This is a genomic window from Hungatella sp. L36 (assembly GCF_014288035.1).
In genome coordinates, this window is sequence record NZ_JACOPC010000007.1 from 304,238 (window position 1) to 322,435 (window position 18,198).

Annotated in this window: 13 protein-coding genes, 7 tRNA genes, 1 rRNA gene and 1 pseudogene; 2 read left to right on the forward strand and 20 right to left on the reverse strand. The window is 48.2% G+C overall.

The window, feature by feature from the left end:
* Positions 1-32: 32 nt before the first annotated feature.
* From H8S80_RS18435 to H8S80_RS18460, 6 genes are all read right to left on the reverse strand, one after another.
* Positions 33-1,400 (reverse strand): sensor histidine kinase, encoded by a 1,368-nt coding sequence (locus tag H8S80_RS18435; protein ID WP_117633203.1) that lies wholly within the window; start codon positions 1,398-1,400, stop codon positions 33-35.
* Positions 1,397-2,062: a winged helix-turn-helix domain-containing protein gene (locus tag H8S80_RS18440; RefSeq protein ID WP_002605440.1), complete on the reverse strand. Its 666-nt coding sequence runs from the start codon at positions 2,060-2,062 to the stop codon at positions 1,397-1,399. The genes H8S80_RS18435 and H8S80_RS18440 overlap by 4 nt, the downstream gene beginning before the upstream one ends.
* 248 nt (positions 2,063-2,310) lie before the next feature.
* Positions 2,311-2,922, reverse strand: coding sequence for a nucleoside/nucleotide kinase family protein (locus H8S80_RS18445; RefSeq protein WP_117633204.1), 612 nt, complete (start codon positions 2,920-2,922; stop codon positions 2,311-2,313).
* Positions 2,923-2,988: 66 nt separating this feature from the next.
* Positions 2,989-4,518 (reverse strand): aminotransferase class I/II-fold pyridoxal phosphate-dependent enzyme, encoded by a 1,530-nt coding sequence (locus tag H8S80_RS18450; RefSeq protein ID WP_117633205.1) that lies wholly within the window; start codon positions 4,516-4,518, stop codon positions 2,989-2,991.
* A gap of 220 nt (positions 4,519-4,738) precedes the next feature.
* Positions 4,739-5,833 (reverse strand): DUF6688 domain-containing protein, encoded by a 1,095-nt coding sequence (locus H8S80_RS18455; protein ID WP_117633206.1) that lies wholly within the window; start codon positions 5,831-5,833, stop codon positions 4,739-4,741.
* Positions 5,833-7,503, reverse strand: coding sequence for a DUF4153 domain-containing protein (locus tag H8S80_RS18460; RefSeq protein WP_117633207.1), 1,671 nt, complete (start codon positions 7,501-7,503; stop codon positions 5,833-5,835). Before H8S80_RS18460 ends, H8S80_RS18455 begins: the two co-directional genes overlap by 1 nt.
* A 362-nt stretch (positions 7,504-7,865) precedes the next feature.
* Here H8S80_RS18460 and H8S80_RS18465 point away from each other — a divergent pair, with 362 nt between their 5' ends.
* Complete coding sequence (locus H8S80_RS18465; protein WP_002605435.1) at positions 7,866-8,096, forward strand: hypothetical protein; 231 nt, start codon at positions 7,866-7,868, stop codon at positions 8,094-8,096.
* A gap of 49 nt (positions 8,097-8,145) precedes the next feature.
* Here the strand turns inward: H8S80_RS18465 and H8S80_RS18470 are convergent.
* The 5 genes and pseudogenes from H8S80_RS18470 to H8S80_RS18490 all read right to left on the reverse strand — a co-directional run bounded on the left by H8S80_RS18470 (position 8,146) and on the right by H8S80_RS18490 (position 14,571).
* Positions 8,146-10,006, reverse strand: a pseudogene (locus H8S80_RS18470) (amylosucrase).
* Between the two features lie 79 nt (positions 10,007-10,085).
* Positions 10,086-11,396, reverse strand: coding sequence for a glycoside hydrolase family 32 protein (locus H8S80_RS18475; protein ID WP_117633209.1), 1,311 nt, complete (start codon positions 11,394-11,396; stop codon positions 10,086-10,088).
* Between the two features lie 58 nt (positions 11,397-11,454).
* Positions 11,455-12,309, reverse strand: a complete 855-nt coding sequence (locus H8S80_RS18480; protein ID WP_117633210.1) for a carbohydrate ABC transporter permease — start codon at positions 12,307-12,309, stop codon at positions 11,455-11,457.
* A complete protein-coding gene (locus H8S80_RS18485) occupies positions 12,309-13,181 on the reverse strand; it encodes a carbohydrate ABC transporter permease (protein WP_034533408.1) in 873 nt (290 codons plus the stop codon). The genes H8S80_RS18480 and H8S80_RS18485 overlap by 1 nt, the downstream gene beginning before the upstream one ends.
* 16 nt (positions 13,182-13,197) lie before the next feature.
* Positions 13,198-14,571, reverse strand: a complete 1,374-nt coding sequence (locus H8S80_RS18490; RefSeq protein WP_002605429.1) for an ABC transporter substrate-binding protein — start codon at positions 14,569-14,571, stop codon at positions 13,198-13,200.
* 336 nt (positions 14,572-14,907) lie between these two features.
* On the opposite strand from H8S80_RS18490, the gene H8S80_RS18495 reads away from it, so the two are divergent.
* The gene (locus H8S80_RS18495; protein WP_187049065.1) at positions 14,908-15,960 is read left to right on the forward strand and encodes a LacI family DNA-binding transcriptional regulator; all 1,053 of its coding nucleotides are present in this window, start codon (positions 14,908-14,910) and stop codon (positions 15,958-15,960) included.
* Between the two features lie 22 nt (positions 15,961-15,982).
* On the opposite strand, the gene H8S80_RS18500 is transcribed toward H8S80_RS18495, so the two are convergent.
* The 9 genes from H8S80_RS18500 to H8S80_RS18540 all read right to left on the reverse strand — a co-directional run.
* The gene (locus H8S80_RS18500; protein ID WP_117633211.1) at positions 15,983-17,125 is read right to left on the reverse strand and encodes a GGDEF domain-containing protein; all 1,143 of its coding nucleotides are present in this window, start codon (positions 17,123-17,125) and stop codon (positions 15,983-15,985) included.
* Positions 17,126-17,239: 114 nt separating this feature from the next.
* A tRNA-Lys gene (locus H8S80_RS18505) sits at positions 17,240-17,312 on the reverse strand.
* Positions 17,313-17,316: 4 nt separating this feature from the next.
* Positions 17,317-17,389: transfer RNA gene (locus tag H8S80_RS18510), tRNA-Phe, on the reverse strand.
* 39 nt (positions 17,390-17,428) lie between these two features.
* A tRNA-Met gene (locus H8S80_RS18515) sits at positions 17,429-17,502 on the reverse strand.
* Positions 17,503-17,548: 46 nt separating this feature from the next.
* A tRNA-Tyr gene (locus H8S80_RS18520) sits at positions 17,549-17,630 on the reverse strand.
* Between the two features lie 36 nt (positions 17,631-17,666).
* Positions 17,667-17,739: transfer RNA gene (locus H8S80_RS18525), tRNA-Thr, on the reverse strand.
* Between the two features lie 30 nt (positions 17,740-17,769).
* Positions 17,770-17,842, reverse strand: a tRNA-Val gene (locus H8S80_RS18530).
* Positions 17,843-17,866: 24 nt separating this feature from the next.
* Positions 17,867-17,940, reverse strand: a tRNA-Asp gene (locus tag H8S80_RS18535).
* 102 nt (positions 17,941-18,042) lie between these two features.
* Positions 18,043-18,198: ribosomal RNA gene (locus H8S80_RS18540) — 23S ribosomal RNA — on the reverse strand; the annotation flags it as partial.

Sequence of the window (18,198 nt, forward strand, 5' to 3'; positions counted from 1 at the left end):
TCCTATCATAAACAATTCTCAATTCAAAGTATTCATCGGCCTGTAAACGTTTTGTAATCATCCTCAAAATGGATCCGGACGACAGTCCCCTCCCCCTCGCGGCTCCTAATCTCAAGCCTGGCATGATGCAGCTTAGCAATCTGTCCGCAGATGGCAAGCCCCAGTCCCGCGCCGCCTTCCTTTCTGCTTCTCGATTTATCCACCATGTAAAATGCCTTCGTAATATTGGCGATTTCGCTCTCCGGGATTCCTCTTCCAAAATCCTGAACCTCCATCCCGTCTTCCGTATCCCGCATAATAACCGTGTCACCAGGCTCGGAGGCCCGAATCCCATTCTGAACCAGATTCCCGATCAGACTCTCCATCAGAACCGGATCCACGAGGTAGTTCCATTTTCCCCGGCACTCCGTCTTAAGAGTGACGCCGTGCGCCTTAGCACACGTTTTTTCCATCTCTTCAACACACTGGAACAGCGCTTCGGCCGGAATCCATGTAAATTCATACGCCCCCTCCTCATACAGCCCCAGAAGGCTCATCATCTTTCCAGAGAGACTCTCCAGCCGCTTCCCCTCCTGATAAATGTAGTTAAGCGCGGTCCGGCGCTGTTCCTCCGGAAGCTTTACATGAATCAGACTCTCCGAATATCCGATAATAGAGGTCATCGGTGTCTTAATTTCATGGTTCAGCGCGCCCAGAAGAAGCTTTAAATCATCCACCTGATGTTCAATTTCAGAAGCCATCCGGTTAAATGCAGCCCCCAGCTCCCCTACCTCATCACCGCTCCTGACCTCCACACGTTCCTTTAAATTTCCGCCGCTGAGCTGTCCTGCCGCCTGTTCCAGCTCCTTAAGGGGCTTAAGAAGCCGCTTCACCATCATTGCGACACAGACCGCTGCCGCCGCCGAAACAGCCAAATAGATGAGCAGATACAATCCAAGCTGCCTCTCAGTCTCCCTGTACGTGTCCGTAATATCCTGAATCGAGACAATCTCATATCCTTCGATCTCCTGCAGAACCTTTTTGAGAATCAGGATTTTCTTTTTCTCAACGCTTTGAACCATGCCGTTCTCATCCAGTTCATCCGGATTCACAATGTCATAATCCGTTAGATTAATAACCGTGCCGCCATCCTTCAAAAGCGCATATCCCGCACCGCAGCACTTCTTAAACTCAAACTGAAGATAGGCATTCCGGACAGTTTCACTCATTTCCTCAAACTCCTGTCTGGCTCCAAACTGGTCAAACGTATAGGAGACCGCCTCCAGCTGCCGTTTATAATTGGAAACCGTCCTGTCGATATTAATTTTTCTGGTATGGTAAAGGGTAATGGTGCCGCATACGGCCAGAGAAGAAATGAGAAATAAAAGAAACAGGACCGTGAGTTTTTTCCACAGTTTCATGTATTGTCCTCCAGCCGGTATCCCAGTTTCGGTATTGTCCTGATCGTCTGTTCCAGGTTCAGTTTCTTCCTCAGCTGAGCAATATGGACATCCACCGTCCTCGTCTCCCCGAAGAAATCACTTCCCCATATTCTGTCCAGCAGCTGATCCCTGCTGAACGCCACATTTTTATTCTGTGCCAGGAACAGCAGCAGATCATACTCCATAGGCTTTAATCCCACAATTGTTTCCCCGGCATACACTTTATGCCCCGCCAGATCGATCGTCACATCACCAATTGTGATTTCCTTACAGCGCTTTCCGCTGCGCTCCAGAACCTTCTCCACGCGCACCAGAAGTTCCATAATCTCAAACGGTTTTACCATATAATCCTCGGCCCCCATCCGGAGTCCATAGACCTTTGAGGTGATATCCGACCTGGCTGTCAGATAAATCACCGGGATTTCCCTCCGTTTCATGAAATCCATCAGCGTAAATCCGTCCTTTCCAGGCAGCATAACATCCACCAGCGCAAGATCAAACGGCGGCTCCTCATTTACGTATCTCTCCACGGAGTCCCCATTGTAGACCGCTCCGGTCAGATATCCTGCTGCCTGTAAATTCATGCAGATCAAATCCGAAATTGCCCGTTCATCTTCCACCACTAAAATCCTGTTCTTCATCTGCCGTCTCATCCCTTTTTTCTTTTATTCACCATTCTACCATATCGCACTGCAAAAAACTTTATCAAAATGTAAACGCCGGCTCAAGCGCCGCTGCATCTCCATAATTTATCCGAAAAAAAGAGAAGAAAAACCCATCCGTTTTCCCTCTCTCCAATCTCCAAACTCCAAACTCCAATATCCAAACAAACATCCGAACATCGGCAAACATCAGTAAATATCGGCAAACATCAGCAAATGCGGGCAGCTTACTCCCTGCTGCCCGCCCCCTGTTCCATAACCGCCTTCAGATCCCTGCAGATCTCCTCCAGGCATACTCTCAGATCATCATTCCTGTATCTCCTGTCAATTCCGCATCTTACCAGGTTTTCTTCCTTAAAATCCTCTTCATCCGCCAGAAATCTCCGGCAGAGTTCCTTATACTTCGGTTCCTTCTGTCCCTTTTCCCGCTCCAGCGCACGCTCCAGCCTCACGCCGTCATCCACCTCGATGTAGACAGGAACCAGCCCATTTTCACCGAAATACTCTCTCATCTTCTCATAAGACTCCAGCGTTCCGATCATCAGATAAGAATCCCTGTCATCCAGACAGATCTGCCCGTCATCCACGGTAAAATAACTCCACGGTCCATACACTGTCTGATACGTCCGTTCCTCGATCAGCCTTTTCTCCCTGCGGAAGTCATCCAGCCGTTCCACCGTCGTAAAATGGTATTCCACCCCTTCCGTCTCCCCATCCCGGATCGGCCTCGTCGTATAAAGGACCACCGTCTTTAATTCCGGTATCCGTTCCCGCAGTTCTTTATAAATCGTATCCTTCCCGGATGCGCTTTTTCCCATCACATAAAAAATCTTTCCCATGTTTCATTCCTCAGTTTTTTCTAATAATAATAGTATCTAATTCTCCGCTCCCTTTTATCCGTGCTTTCAGTCCGCTCCTGCTGCCGTCAAAACCTCCTCCACCTCCGGATCCGCTGTTCCCTGGACCGGAAGGCCCTTGCTCTTATACTGCCGGATCATCTCCACCAATTCCGGTTTTAATACTTCTCCCGGCGCCACAATCGGAATTCCCGGCGGATAGATGTAGATAAACTCCCCAGATACCATTCCCTCACACGCATCGAGAGGAACAGACCGCCCCGGAGAGTCCATCGCCTGTGCGATCGTCATAGCAATCTCCGGCCATCCACAACCGCGTTCCTTTTCCATCCCGTTATCCACAATTCCACGGTCTCTTTCCCCTGTGTTATCCCCGTTTATCCCCGAAAAGCCTGATGCGGCAGTTCCGCAGTCTCCCGCATCCCTCCTCCGCTCATGATCGATCTCCAGGAAAGCCCGGCATAACCGGTCCAGACCTTCATCCGTATCAGCCACCGTAGTAATCGCCGTCACATAATCCGGTCCGCACATTTCCATTTCCAGATGGTATCTGTTTCGAAGCAGCTCCGTAAGCGCCGGCCCGGTCAGACCGCTGCTTCCCACTGAAACCACAATTTTAGACTTATCCACATCAAAGACCTGGCACCGCCCTTTCACTCCGCCAAGAAGAGCCAGACACTCCATCTCCCCCATCCGCCGCCGGATACGGTCCAGCCTGCCGCTAAAAGCCTTCATCTCATCTCTTCCCGCTTCATCCATCCATCGGATACAATTTTCAATAGCGGCCATCAACACATACGACGGGCTGCTGCTCTGGAACATGTGTACATACCGGTCAATCCTGCTGACATCCGAAAATCCCGCTTTCACATGCATGACCGCGGTCTGAGTCAGAGAAGGCAGCGTCTTATGGAGACTCTGTATCACCACATCCGCTCCCAGTTCCAGCGCAGAAACCGGGAATCCCGCCTCCCCTCCAAAGGGGAAATGCGCCCCGTGAGCCTCATCCACAATCAGTGGAATCCCCCACTCATGGACGATTTTCGCAATTGCACCGATATCCGAGACAATACCGTCATACGTGGGAGATACCACCAGCACAGCCTCCGTCTCCGGATGGGTTATCAACAGCCGCCGCACATCCTCCGGTGATAATCCACCCTGAATCCCAAATTCCGGGATCGTCTGTGGATAAATATATTCCGCCCTCAAATGGCCCAAATACACGCCATGATACGCCGATTTATGGCAGTTCCGGCTCATGAGAATAGTGCCTCCATGGGAGACAGAGCCGCATACCGCGCTCAAAATACCGCAGCTGCTTCCATTCACAAGATAATACGTCCGGTCCGCCCCATATACATTTCCTGCCCACTCCATAGATTCCTTCAGAATCCCTTCCGGGTGGTGGAGATTATCAAATCCCTCAATCTCGGTAATATCCACAGAAAACGGATTTGGAAAATCCCCTGCAAATCCGGCCCCCGCCTGCCTCTTATGCCCCGGCATATGAAACGGATAGGCGTCAGATTCCCCATATTCCATTAATCGGTCCAGCAGATACTTCTCCATCTCCATCCTCCAGATAGTTTTCTGTAACAGTTCAGACGGCGGGAAAATTGGCGCAGGAAGCAGCGTCAAGCTTGCTTGTAAGCGGCTTTATGCACCAATTTTCACATCGGATGAATATCTGATGCTTCTTGACCGGATTTTTCAGTCAAGAAGATGAGCCGCCTGAACTGTTACAGTTTTCTTTCAGATTAGCAGATCAATGGTGAAATGTCAAATCCTCACTCTGTTACAGGTATTGCTTTGCAATCCGGTCCTCCGGCTTTCTGTCCGTCAGATAGAGAACCAGAAGAAAGATCCATTCCAGGGGCTTCATCACCAGATATGTAATATCCGCCGCCAGAGGCGTCCTGATATGCTTTGCCACCGGATACCCATACGTATCATACACATGGCGCACGAAGCGGTGAAAACGCGGTGTACGCTCCTCAAGCACCTGCTCAAATGCATTTGCCACACACAGCTGCCGGTTCACCACGATCCGATGCCCGTGCCGGACTCCCATCCGTTTAGGTTTCACCAGTTTCTCATGTCCCCCGGCCGCCACCGTACAGAGATAATGGCCATCGCTGTAAACTGTCGGCGGTGATATCCGCTGTGACAGCATCCAGTCGCTTGTCTCTGTAAATGCCTTCACCGCGGCGGATGGTTCCTGCCCAAACAGCACGAGAACCGCAATACAGATTCCCAGCACCGGCCATACCATAAGAAACGCCAGCGCCGGCCAGCAGCTGCTCTTTACCAACAGGCGCCGCAATCCCGTAAACTTTTCGAAATCTTTTCCCTCATCCTCTTCCTTCTGTTCCTTTAACAGGGTCTTCACCACAGAAGCTGACAACAGAATCACATTCAGAGGAAATACAGCGAGATAAACAGATAATTCATCCGCCCGCCCCAGCACCTGGATAATCCACATCACACAGACCGCGCATCCAATATACAAAAATGATATACTCAGAATCTTAACCAGCGGCGGCAGCCTTTTAGACGCCAGCTTTAGCAGAAAATATCCCAGAAGCCCCAGCGAAACCAGAACAAGAACTGTAACCACATAGTGCTCCGACACAGGAGTATGGATTGCAGAGTCACTGGCAAACAGCTGCTCCTGCCACTCGCCTCCGATTCCCATATAATCATACAGTATAGCGGAAAACAGCGGTCCCAGAATCCATGTAAGCACCTCCGCCGCATTTTTAAATTTCCCCGGTTCTGCAAGAATAAAATATAAATTCATGAAAGTCAAAATAATTGGAACTATAAAAAACAGAAACAGCAGCCCCAACAGTATGATACTTCCAAAAAGTTGCCCTGCCAAATCAGCCATTATTCTATCCCCCCATTTCTGAACGATTGTTTTGCCTTTTCAAACGAAAGATTCCATGTCCTGAAATCCGCAGCCCCCACCTGATAGTTCTTAGAAATAACCCACCTGTAATACTCCGTTAAAAATTCCGTTCTCCCGCCGGAATAAAACCGTCCGAGAACCGCATTATCTTCAAGCGCCTCAAGCACTACAGGGACTGCGTCCGCCGAAAGCGCCTGCGTCATATACGTAAAATCGCTGTCAGACCATTCACCCACATGAGCTGCATTATAGTCCGCAATCACCCGGTTCGGTCTCATATACGAAAATCCCACAAAAAATACAGATACCATCACAAGGCACCATCCAAACAGCGGAAATCGGTTCCTATAGATCAGAATAACCACACCAGCCATCATACACGCCAGCAACAGCAGGAACCACAGCACCAGAACCCGCAGATACGTCAGGTGATACTCTCCGACATACAAAGCCATCCGGTATGCCGCGGATGCAATCATCACATACGTACATCCGCAGATGACAGTCAGAACGCCATTTAAGAAACGGCTTCTCTTAAAAAACTTCAGGTTCATAAGCACCATAACCAGATTCATCACAGCCACAAACAGAAGCTGAAAGAATCCCTGCCGCGCGTAGGAGGAGTACGTCACCCCCTCCGGCAGACTGCCTTTTCCGAGAAAAAGGTAAATGACCTGTATCCCGCTAAAAAACAGATACAGCAGAGCAACGGCGCTCATGCACGTAATAGCGGTAACCGGTTCGTGGGTTCTCATCGTCTTTTCTTCCCCGGAAATCTGGTCCATACAGGCTCCGCAGATCAGGCAATAGACTCCAAATGCCCCAAAAGCAGTCATGGAGACCATAATGAGAATAGTCCATACATTCAGAACCGTCTCCATCCAGTGAACCACCATGGAGCCAAACACTACATCCGCCCGCCCCAGAAGAAATCCGGCCACCAGCAGGATCGGCAGTGCTGCCGCCAGCCCCATAAGCACCCGTGATGCCGTTCTGTACTTTTTCAAATTTACCTTCTTAAAAAATTCGTTCCCCTGAAAAAACGGATAGACAACTGCCGCAATCACACAACAGAGATAGACTGCCATAGAAGATAAATACTTACCGATACTCCACTCCCTGTCTTCATAAAACTGGTGAATCACAAAAATAACCACCAGCAAAAATTCAGCCGTCTTGATCAGCAGAATGAGCAGCGGATCCGCAGTCCTGCAGACCGCGATACCCAGCAAAACAGCAGTAACAATCAAAAACCATGATCCCCGTTTCCACTCTACCGAAAGCCTCCTGAGCATCCAGGCCAGCACACCGTAAATCCCCCCAACCATAATTGGATACGTAATTCCACTGGGATTCTTATACATACAAAATGTATACAGTATTCCAAAAGCCAGAGCCACACCCATAAATATTGGAAAGTTCTGTGTGATAACCTCCTGCTTTCCCCTACGCCAAGCCGGAACAGGCGCTTCTTTTATCTCCTTTTTCATATCTTTTTTTATATTTTCTTTTTCCTGTATTATCTGGCTGCTATCTCCGTTTTGCTTCTCAGGTTTTGCCTGGTGTTCAGGTATCTTCTGATTACCAGCTCCCTCCTGATTTTCAATTATCACCATTTTACTCTCTTCCTCCAGAATCTTCCCACTCATCAAACTTCCTCCTTCTTATTATCGCAATTCTTCATCCATTACTTCTCTTTCCTGTAACATACCATAGTATATATTAAATTTCAATATTTATTTATTGATATTCAATATTTTAATATTGTATTATAATAAAACGTAAGATTTTCTTTCGTTTTTCCTTTCTTTACGTTTTTTCATATCAGTCTTATAATAGATATCGAAGTCAGAGCCTTTGTATCAAACTGCGGGATATTTGGCTCTCGCGGCCGTCGCCAGATAGCCAGCCATACATAATACCCAGAACTTCACCCGCAGAAATAAAATAAGCTAATCCACGAAGCCCGTGAAGTACCTTGCTAAGCGGATTAACCAGGAGGTGATTCATTGTGAGAACAATCGAATTTAAGATGGAGCGCCCCGGACTCGTCAAGGCGGGTGATGAAGTATCCATTATCGAGAGGGAAGGAACCAGCAGCTACAGCTATATCATCGATCCGGCCGTTGCCATGTCCGGCTGCTATACCGGCCGTGACCGCATCAAATCCGACCACGGAATCGTAAAAGAAGTCAAGCACAACGACAGAGGCTACTATGTGATTGTAGAATTTGACGAATAAAGAAAAGGATCCGGGACGCAGCGTCTCCAGATCCTTTTTACTTTATCAATTATTTATTCTCCTCAATCCCGTTTTCCCTCATAAGCCAGTAAACTCCATAAGCAGGTATCTCCACCCCTTTCGCCTCCATCGCTCTCCCCGAGATCAGATCCGTATACATCCCATCCTCCTCGTTGATCCACGCGACTTTATCGAATTCACTGAAATTAAAGAGGGCAATCACCTTCTCCTCCCCGTACTCTCTCACCAGACCCAGGATGGAATCATCCCACGTGTCAATGGTCCACACCTGCGCATCCGTGCAGAAAACCGGATACTGTGCCCGGATCGTCTCCAGCTTCTTAATGCCGTCGAAAATCTTTTCCTGAAGACTGGCCCTTCACACTGCGTTTCTTCTCCCGATCCCAACGGAAATCGCCTCTGTGCAGATAACGGGAGTCATCCCATTTTCTGGGATTCTCGTGGTAGGTATAATCATTCTCCTGACCGATCTCATCGCCGCTGTAGATCACCGGAATCCCTGACTGCGACAACATATACGCATGAAGCATCAGATCCAGCCTTACAGCCTTTTCAAGGGCTTCTGCGTCCTTCTCAAACGCGGCCTTTTCAATACCGCATAACGATGCCGTCGTTCCGCATAATCTTGCATCCCCGGACTCAGGGTCTGAATTGTACAACTCTCCCCGTCCAAACGATCCCGGATACTGGCCGGTCAGAAAATCATTCAAATACTTTTTATGACTGACCTCATCGATCCCGAATTGTCTCAGCCACGGATAATCCAGTCCCCATCCGATATCGTCGTGACAGCGCAGATAATTTAAGAAAACGTAATCCTTCGGCAGACTGCTCACCACATTCATCTGCTGGCGAAGCAGCCGGATATCCTTTGTCGCCACGCTGTTCCAGGTAGCCGCCATGGTCGTCACATTATAAAGCATGTGACACTCCGGCTTCTCCACGCTGCCGAAATACGGAACCACCTTATCCGGTTCCATTACCACCTCTCCGAGCAGAAGGACCCCCGGACACACAATCTCACAGATAATTCTCATAATCCGCACAATGGTGTGGACCTGCGGCAGATTCCTGCAGTTCGTCCCCAGCTGTTTCCATATGTAAGGAACCGCATCAATACGGATTACATCAATCCCCTGGTTCACCAGGTTCAGCATATTTTGGGCCATCTCGTTCAGCACAACCGGATTCCAGTAATTCAAATCCCACTGATAGGGATAAAATGTGGTCATCACATATTTTCCCGCCTCCTGCACCCAGGTAAAATTCCCCGGTGCCGTAGTTGGAAATACCTCCGGCACTGTCCGTTCAAACTGTGCCGGCAGATCGTAATTGTCGTAGAAGAAGTATCGGCTCTGATACTCCGGATCGCCTGCCTTCGCCTTTCTGGCCCATTCGTGGTCCTCCGAGGTATGGTTCATCACAAAGTCCAGGCAGATGCTCACCCCCCGTTTATGGCACTCCTTTGCCAGACACTCTAAGTCCTCCATGGTACCCAGATCAGGCCTCACCTTCCGGAAATCAGATACCGCGTATCCGCCGTCGCTCCTGCCCTCCGGCGTATTGAGAAGCGGCATCAGATGCAGATAATTGACCCCGCATTCCTCAATATAGTCCAGATGCTTTAAAACCCCGTTTAAATCCCCGGCAAATGCATCCACATACATCATCATACCGACCATCCGGTTTCCTTTATACCACTGCGGATCCTTCGCCCGCTCCCGGTCCATCGTCTTAAGAGCCGCCTTCCTCTCCGTATAAAACTGGTACATCTGTCCGCACAGCTGCTTAAACGCCTCATCCTGATTCTTATATAGTTCGCAGTAGAGCCATTTCAGCTCGTCATAGTACCTGTCAAACCGTTTTTCATATTCCTTACAGTAATCCATCTCACCATATCTCCTCGCCAAACACGCGCTATAATCTCTAAATATTTACAGACTTTTCATAATCACTGTACTATTTGTATTATTCTACCGTAAACAGCTTCACCTTTCGATCCGACACGATCTCATTACCAATCCCATATACCGCATTTGAGATAACGTACTCGCCGTCATTCACAAAAACCTCAATCAAATTAGAATCCACCAGAATCTCCACATGGCCGCCCATCTTCATCTCCGGCGTCTCAAACTGCATTCTGCACTCCCTGTCATTTCCCGCAGTCAGGCTCCGGTCCGTACAGATTCGATTCCCTTTCCGGTAAATCCGGTATCCGCCGACATCGATACCATCACCCTCCTCTAAATCTGCCTCTGCCCGATATCCCGCTTCCGCAGCCTCCTTTGGCGTATCAATCGCTCTGCTGTAGGCCTTCCTGACCGCCGGATGCATCCGGAAATAAATATGGCCGTCCTCCACTTCCACCACTCTGGGACTGCACATCATCCCGATCCATTCACCGCCGACCGTCTCCGGCATACGGACCCATGCGGCCATCACTCTCCGGCCATCCTGATCCACCGTGCTCTGCGCCGCATAGAGATCCAGACCATAATCGAGAAACTGGTATTGATCCGGCATCGTCATGGTACAGCGCTCTTCCTCAAAGTCCACAACCATGCAGATATTCTGATTCTCTTCTTTATACCCATCCTTTAAAAATCCCATAGGTGAAAATGACAGAACCTTTCCCCCCTTCGTCTCATAGTAATCCGGGCACTCCCACATCCATCCAAAACCGCTTTTCGACACGGCATTCACATACGACCAGTTTTCCAGATCAGCGCTGCGGTAAAAGAGCAGTCTGCCATTTCCGTCGTTTCCATGGGTCCCCAGCACCATATACCAGGCATCCTCTCCGCGCCACACCTTAGGGTCCCTCGTATGAGCTGCATCGCCCATTTCCCGTTCCCCGATCGGCGCAATAATCTCTCTTTTATCCTTTATATTATCAAAATGAATTCCATCCTCCGATGTAATCATCATCTGTGCCGAGACAAACTGATCATCCAGACAGAGATTCGTGTCCTCGGGATCCTCTAAAAGATAACTGACACCGGTATAGTACAGATATAATTTCCCGTCCTGTTCCACCGCACTTCCGGAAAAACACCCATCCCGGTCCCCGCGCTTACTTGGAAATAAGGCAATTCCTTTATGTTCCCAGTGCACCAGGTCCTCACTCACCGCGTGCCCCCAGTGCATCCTCCCCCACCTCGGTCCATAGGGAAAGCACTGGTAAAACATATGGTACTTTCCCTTGTAATAAATAAATCCATTCGGATCATTCATCCAGCATCCCGGAGCCTTTATATGTATTGTATTTGTCGTCATCGTATGCAGCCTCTCCTTTTGTCTGTTTTCGTGACAGTCCTCTGTCCGCCGGGACCATCTATTTTACTGCTCCAGCCACCACGCCGCTGATAATCTGCTTCTGAAGCGTAATATACAGAATTAACACCGGTATTACGCACAACAGCAGTCCCGCCATAATCGTGCCGTAATCCGCCGAATACGTGCCGTAGAAGCTGTAAGTGGAAAGAGGCAGCGTCAGCAGCTTCTTATCCGACAGCACCAGAGACGGCAACAGGAAATCATTCCAGAACGCCAGTGAATTCAGGATTACCATCGTGGAAATAATCGGCTTCAGCAGTGGAAAAACAATTCTGAAAAATGTCTGGGCGTGGGTACATCCGTCGATATTCGCGGCCTCCTCCAGCGCCACCGGAACATTTCCCTTAATAAACCCATGAAACATAAACACGGACATCGCCATGGAAAATCCCGTATGCATAAATACCAGCGTGCTCCTGTGATTCAGCTTACCTCCATAAATACTCACCAGCGGAATCATAATCGCCTGGAACGGAATAATCATGGAAGCCACCATCAAAACAAAGGCAATCCTGGAAATCGCATTGTTATTCCGCACGATATAGTAGGCCAGCATAGCCGCCAGCAGCGTAACGAGCGCCGTTGCAAGCACCGTAACAATCAGGGAATTCTTAAATGCGTTCAAAAAATCCATCTGAACAAACGCCTTCACGAAGTTATCAAACGACAGTCCCTTAATTGTATACAGCCAGGAAAATGGACTCTTGATAATATCCCGTTTCTGTTTCAGGGAATTAATCACCACCATGTAGAATGGGAACATGTAAAGAATAAATATCACGATCAGCCCTGCTGTAGCCACAAGCTCCGATTTCTTTCTCTTCTTACCGCTTCCTGCTTTCTCTCCCGCCATTATGCTTCCACCTCCTTCTTCTTGGTCAAATAAACCTGAATGCCGCTGATGCAGGCCACGATCACGAACAGGATCAGCGCCTCCGCCTGGCCCACACCAAACCGTCTCGATGTAAATGCCTTTTCATACACGTGCATGGCCGCCATCTCCGTCGTCCCGTAAGGCGCACCCGCCGTTAAGGAAAGGTTCACATCGTATACCATAAATGCCCTGGACAGCGTCAGGAACAGGCATATGGTAATGGAGGACATCATAAGAGGCATAATAATGCTCTTCATTTTCGTCCATCCCGAAGCACCGTCAATCGTAGCTGCTTCCATCACATCATCACTCAGTCCCATAAAACCGGCCACATAGATAAGAATCATATATCCGGACAGCTGCCACACCGTAACAATCACCAGTGCGATAAACGCCTTTGTCGGTTCCGAAAGCCAGGATGCCTCAAACAGTCCCCATCCCGTAGCATCACCGATTCCCACAAATACTCTTGAAAATACGAACTGCCAGATATACCCGAGAACGATGCCCCCGATCAGGTTCGGTGTAAAAAATCCGGCCCTGAAAAAGTTCTGTCCCTTAATCCCTCTTGTCAGCAGATAGGCGATCATAAACGCCAGCACATTTACAAATACCACCACCACGATCACATACTTAAAGGTCAGAAGCAGAGACGACCAGAACTGTCCGTCCTTCATAACCCCGGCAAAATTCTGCAGACCGATAAAATTCTTCACATCCGAAACGCCGTTCCAGTCCGTCATCGTCAAATAGACGCCGTAGATAAACGGAACAATCACAACTGCAAAAAAGCAGAATAACCCGGGCAATGCAAAAATACAGAAATCTTTCCCTTTGCTCTTTGATTTCATCCTGGACACCTCTCTCCTATCTCTGTTCTTCCCAATAGTTCTCAATCGACTGAATCAGTTCCTCCCGGCTGCTTCTGCCCGCCAGATACTTCTGCATGGATGCTCCCAGAACCGCCCAGTGGTCATTTGGAACGATAGCAGACGCGTTAAACGCCCTCTCTTCATGAACCCGGTTGTAAATATCGCGGCTCAGCGGATCAGCCGGTTCATAAGGATTATTCTGAAATGGCGGAATCAGATTACACGTCTTCACGATCATCTGCTGTCCGATTTCACTGAATACAATCCAGTTCAAGAACTCCCTGGCCGCCGTCCTCTCCTGATCCGATACGACGCGCCCATCTATCATAATCTGTTTAGACGGAGACGCCTGGATCTCCCGATTGGCAAAATCCTCAGGATCGTTATTCAAAAAGTATGGAAGAAAGCCATACGCATCCGAATTCTCCGCACCGGCCTCCGAAAGATTCGGCCATGCCCAGTTGCCGTTAAACCAGAAAGCGGTCTTTCCATCCACCAGGTCGATGGCCATCTCGTCATAATCGGCCCCCAGCGGATCCTTTCTAGCCACGTTATACTCCCTTAAGATATCAAACATATTTAAAAACTGATTCATACGGTCATAAGAATTTAAATCCAGTGTCCCTTCCTTGATCGCCTCGATAACCTCCTGGGCGCCCTCAGAAGTCCCGTCATACGTCTCATAGATATACTGGAGCTGGTGCGCTCCCAGAGACCAGTCTTCCTTTGCCACAGAAACAGGCCGCTTCATGCCAGCCTCCGTCAGCTGATCCAGAAGTGCCGCAAACTCATCCATGGTCGTAACAGACAGAGGATCGAATTCCCTTCCCAGCGTTTCTTCAATCACCGACCGATTATAAATCAGCCCGCGGCCTTCAATACAGAGCGGGAAGCTATATATCTTTCCATTCACCTCTGTCAGATAACCTTCCGCCTCCGCAGTCCAGGGCTCTCCCGTCAGATCAACCGCTTTTTCCTCAGCCAGCGCGATCACATCGGTAGTATCCAGAATTGCCATAGTAGGCGGCGTCCCCGAGTTATACATGCTGACAACCTTGGTATAAGGAGAATCCCCATCCGTAACCGGCATAACCTCCACGTGGACTCCCGATTTCTTCTCATATTCCTCCGCCATCTTCGTCAAAGCCACCTGTATCTCCGCCTTGGAATTCAAAAGCGTGATTTTCGTACCCGACAGAGACGCATCATATTCAAACGTATCCACCGACGTGTCAATCGGCTCTTCCTGTACCACCTCATTCGGATCATCCGGATCACTGGCAAATCCAAATCTGCACCCCGTCAGCATCAGGACCGCCGTCACCATCATAACTCCGATTTTAATGGCCTTCGTACCAATACCTTTCATCATCCTCATTCCTCCTTTAACGCTGCAATTTTTATCGGACTTATTTTGTGTAACCGGTAAAGTAACCGGTTACTTTATGTTTTTATCATAACACCCTTTTGGTCAATTTGTCAATGTGCAAACTACTTTTCGTAAAACTGCCCTAATACGGCGTACACAATTTGTTCGATCTTCACAAAACCGGTTACTTAACCGATTACTCTTGAACCACTCATCTATTTTTGTTATACTGAATAAAGAGGATGGAGCGAAATTCCAGACAGTCACAGGAATCTTCACTGGCAAGAAAACTCCTTTTCATAAAAACACCCTACATTTTGAAAAGAGGCATCAAGGATGACACAAAAAAAGAATATAACCTTTGACGATATTGCACAATACACTCATTTTTCCAAGACAACGATATCCAGATACTTTAATAATCCGGATTCCCTCACGCTTGAGAACCAGCAGATCATTTCCGACGCTCTGGTAAAGCTCAACTATAAAGAAAACAAGGTAGCCCGCATCCTGGCCAACGGCAAGACAGAATTTGTCGGTATCCTGATTCCAAACCTTTATCTGCACTATTATTCAGAAATGCTGAATCAGATCCTTGCCACCTATGAGACGTACGGATACAAGTTTCTGGTATTCATCGGCCACGAGAACGCGGAGACGGAGCGCCAGTACATTCAGGAGCTTCTGGCCTATAAGATTGAGGGCCTCATTGTCCTGAGCCACACACTTTCCTCCAGGGAACTGGCAGACCTTCAGATCCCCATTGTCACCATAGAACGGGAGGACCAGTATGTCTCCAGCATCAACACCGATAATTACATAGGCGCCATACAGGCCACCAGCCTCCTGGCCAGACATAACTGTGACATACTGATCCATATCAATACACCGACAGCCGAGAACATCCCTGCCTACGGACGAATCCAGGGCTTCATGGATTTCTGCAAAGAAAATAATATAAAAAACCGTATATACTGCCACAAAACAGAGAACACCTACGATTCCTCCCTTCAGTACTTAAGAGATATCCTGGAGGAACTGGAGACCTCTTATACCGGCATGCGAAAAGGCATCTTCGTATCCAACGACACCCATGCCAATATCCTGTTAAACTTAATCGTCCGTAAATACGGCAGGCTGCCTGACGACTATTATATCATAGGCTTTGACGACTCCCCGGTTGCCAGGGAAGCGGTTATTCCAATCAGCACAATAGGACAGCAGATAGACCGCATAGCCAATGAGGCGGTAAGTCTCCTTGTCAGCCAGATGAATGAACGCAAAAAAAGAAAACCAGCTCCCTTAAAGGAACCGGTCCATAAAACTATTACTCCCATTCTGATCCGAAGAGAGACCACAGAAAAAGAAAATCTGCCAGAAAACCGTTAATCCGGTTTCCTAGCAGATCTTTTTATGGCAGTACCTCAACTCTGTTTCTTCCATTCTTCTTCGCCTGATACAACGCCTTATCCGATAGACAGACCAGATCATCCATCTGCACCTTACCTTCCCCATGCCAGGTATAGACACCAATACTGATGGTAACCGCACCTTCTTCCTCACCATTGATTTTAAAGCGGCATTCAGCGATCCTCTCCCGTATTGTCTCCGCCATTTCCACCGCTTCATCCCGATCCCACCGGAACAGGCAGATAAAAAATTCCTCCCCGCCAAAACGAATAGCCGCCACATCATTATCCTGACAGCATCCCCGGATAATCTCCGCGATCTTCTTCAGACAGACATCGCCTGCAATATGACCATACCGGTCGTTAAACTGCTTAAAATAATCGATATCCAGCATCATACACGAGATCGTACCGGATTCCTCTTCCAGTTTCTTGATTTTCTCCCCGATAAACCATTCCATATACCGCCGGTTATTCATATCTGTCAGCTCATCAACCATGGCCTGATGGCTCAGAATCTCATTTACCCTGGTAATCTCCTCATACTGTTTTCGGATCGTCACCTCCTGCTTTGTGACAATCACTTTATTCCGGTAAAGCGAATACGAGATAGCCGTAGAAATACCCGCGATCGAAAAACTGTTTATAATATTGCTGAAAATATTATTCTCAATCGTCTGGATTCCCGGCAGACAAATATTTAAAAAGACAAATGCCGCCATAAAAATAACTCCAGCCTTTACCGGCTCCAAAAAACCAAGTGCTGCCACGGACAGCATCATATATGTAAATACGCTTAAATCATTTCCTCCCAGCTGATCGTTCAAAGTAATACAACAGCCCCAGAAGCAGATAAATGCCGCGTAAACCAGCTCAGCATGAAGATACAGATGGTAATTTTTCTTTTCCCTCCTCCAGAAATTACGATTCAGGATCATGGCAATTCCCGTAACCAGGAAAAGAGTCAGATACAAGATACAGTAAATAGCTCTCCTCTGTGTCTTAAACGGGCCCCCCGGTTTCGCAGCCATCAGTATCAGCATTAAAAGTTGAAATACCACAACGAATACGCTGATGATCTTCCAGGCGCGATTGACACTCTCGGCCCGTTTCTTTTCAATTTCAGCCCGGTACTTTTCCTCCATCGGCAGTCCCCCCTATCGCATTACTTCATCATACATTATAATAGAGTTTTCGAAAAAATAAAACAAAGATAAAAAAAGCCTTGAAACAGAAATTGTTTCAAGGCTTCATTTCGATGAGACACCGGGGACTCGAACCCCGGACAACTTGATTAAAAGTCAAGTGCTCTACCACCTGAGCTAGTATCCCATAATGCCCAAAGTCGGAATCGAACCAACGACACGAGGATTTTCAGTCCTCTGCTCTACCAACTGAGCTATCTGGGCATGTACATCTGTAAGCATACTTAAAGTTCTCACAAAAAATTGCGGGGGCAGGATTTGAACCTGCGACCTTCGGGTTATGAGCCCGACGAGCTTCCAGACTGCTCCACCCCGCGTTATTAAATTATATTCGATACGCCCTCTTTTTAGAAGTGTATCAAGTGGATGGTGGTGGATTCGAACCACCGAAGCAATTTGCAGCAGATTTACAGTCTGTCCCCTTTGGCCACTCGGGAAACCATCCATATTATATACTATTTAGTTTTTATTGTTTTATGCAAGCCGATGATCGGACTCGAACCGATAACCTGCTGATTACAAATCAGCTGCTCTGCCAATTGAGCCACATCGGCGAATTACTCATTCGGACTTTACATACTGAATGGGACCTACAGGGCTCGAACCTGTGACCCTCTGCTTGTAAGGCAGATGCTCTCCCAGCTGAGCTAAGATCCCACATACGAAATTATTCTGTTAAAACGACCCGGATGGGATTCGAACCCACGACCTCCGCCGTGACAGGGCGGCGCTCTAACCAGCTGAGCCACCAGGCCAAACCTGTTTTGAAGGTTTTACATATACCCTCAAAACCACACATTGTACATATCTTTCATCCGTTCTTATTTCCTCTGCCATTTCTGACAACCTAAACCAACTTGGTTAAGCCCTCGACCTATTAGTGACAGTCAGCTGCACATGTTGCCATGCTTCCACCTCTGCCCTATCTACCTCGTCGTCTTCAAGGGGTCTTACTCTTGCGATGGGATATCTCATCTTGAGGGGGGCTTCACGCTTAGATGCCTTCAGCGTTT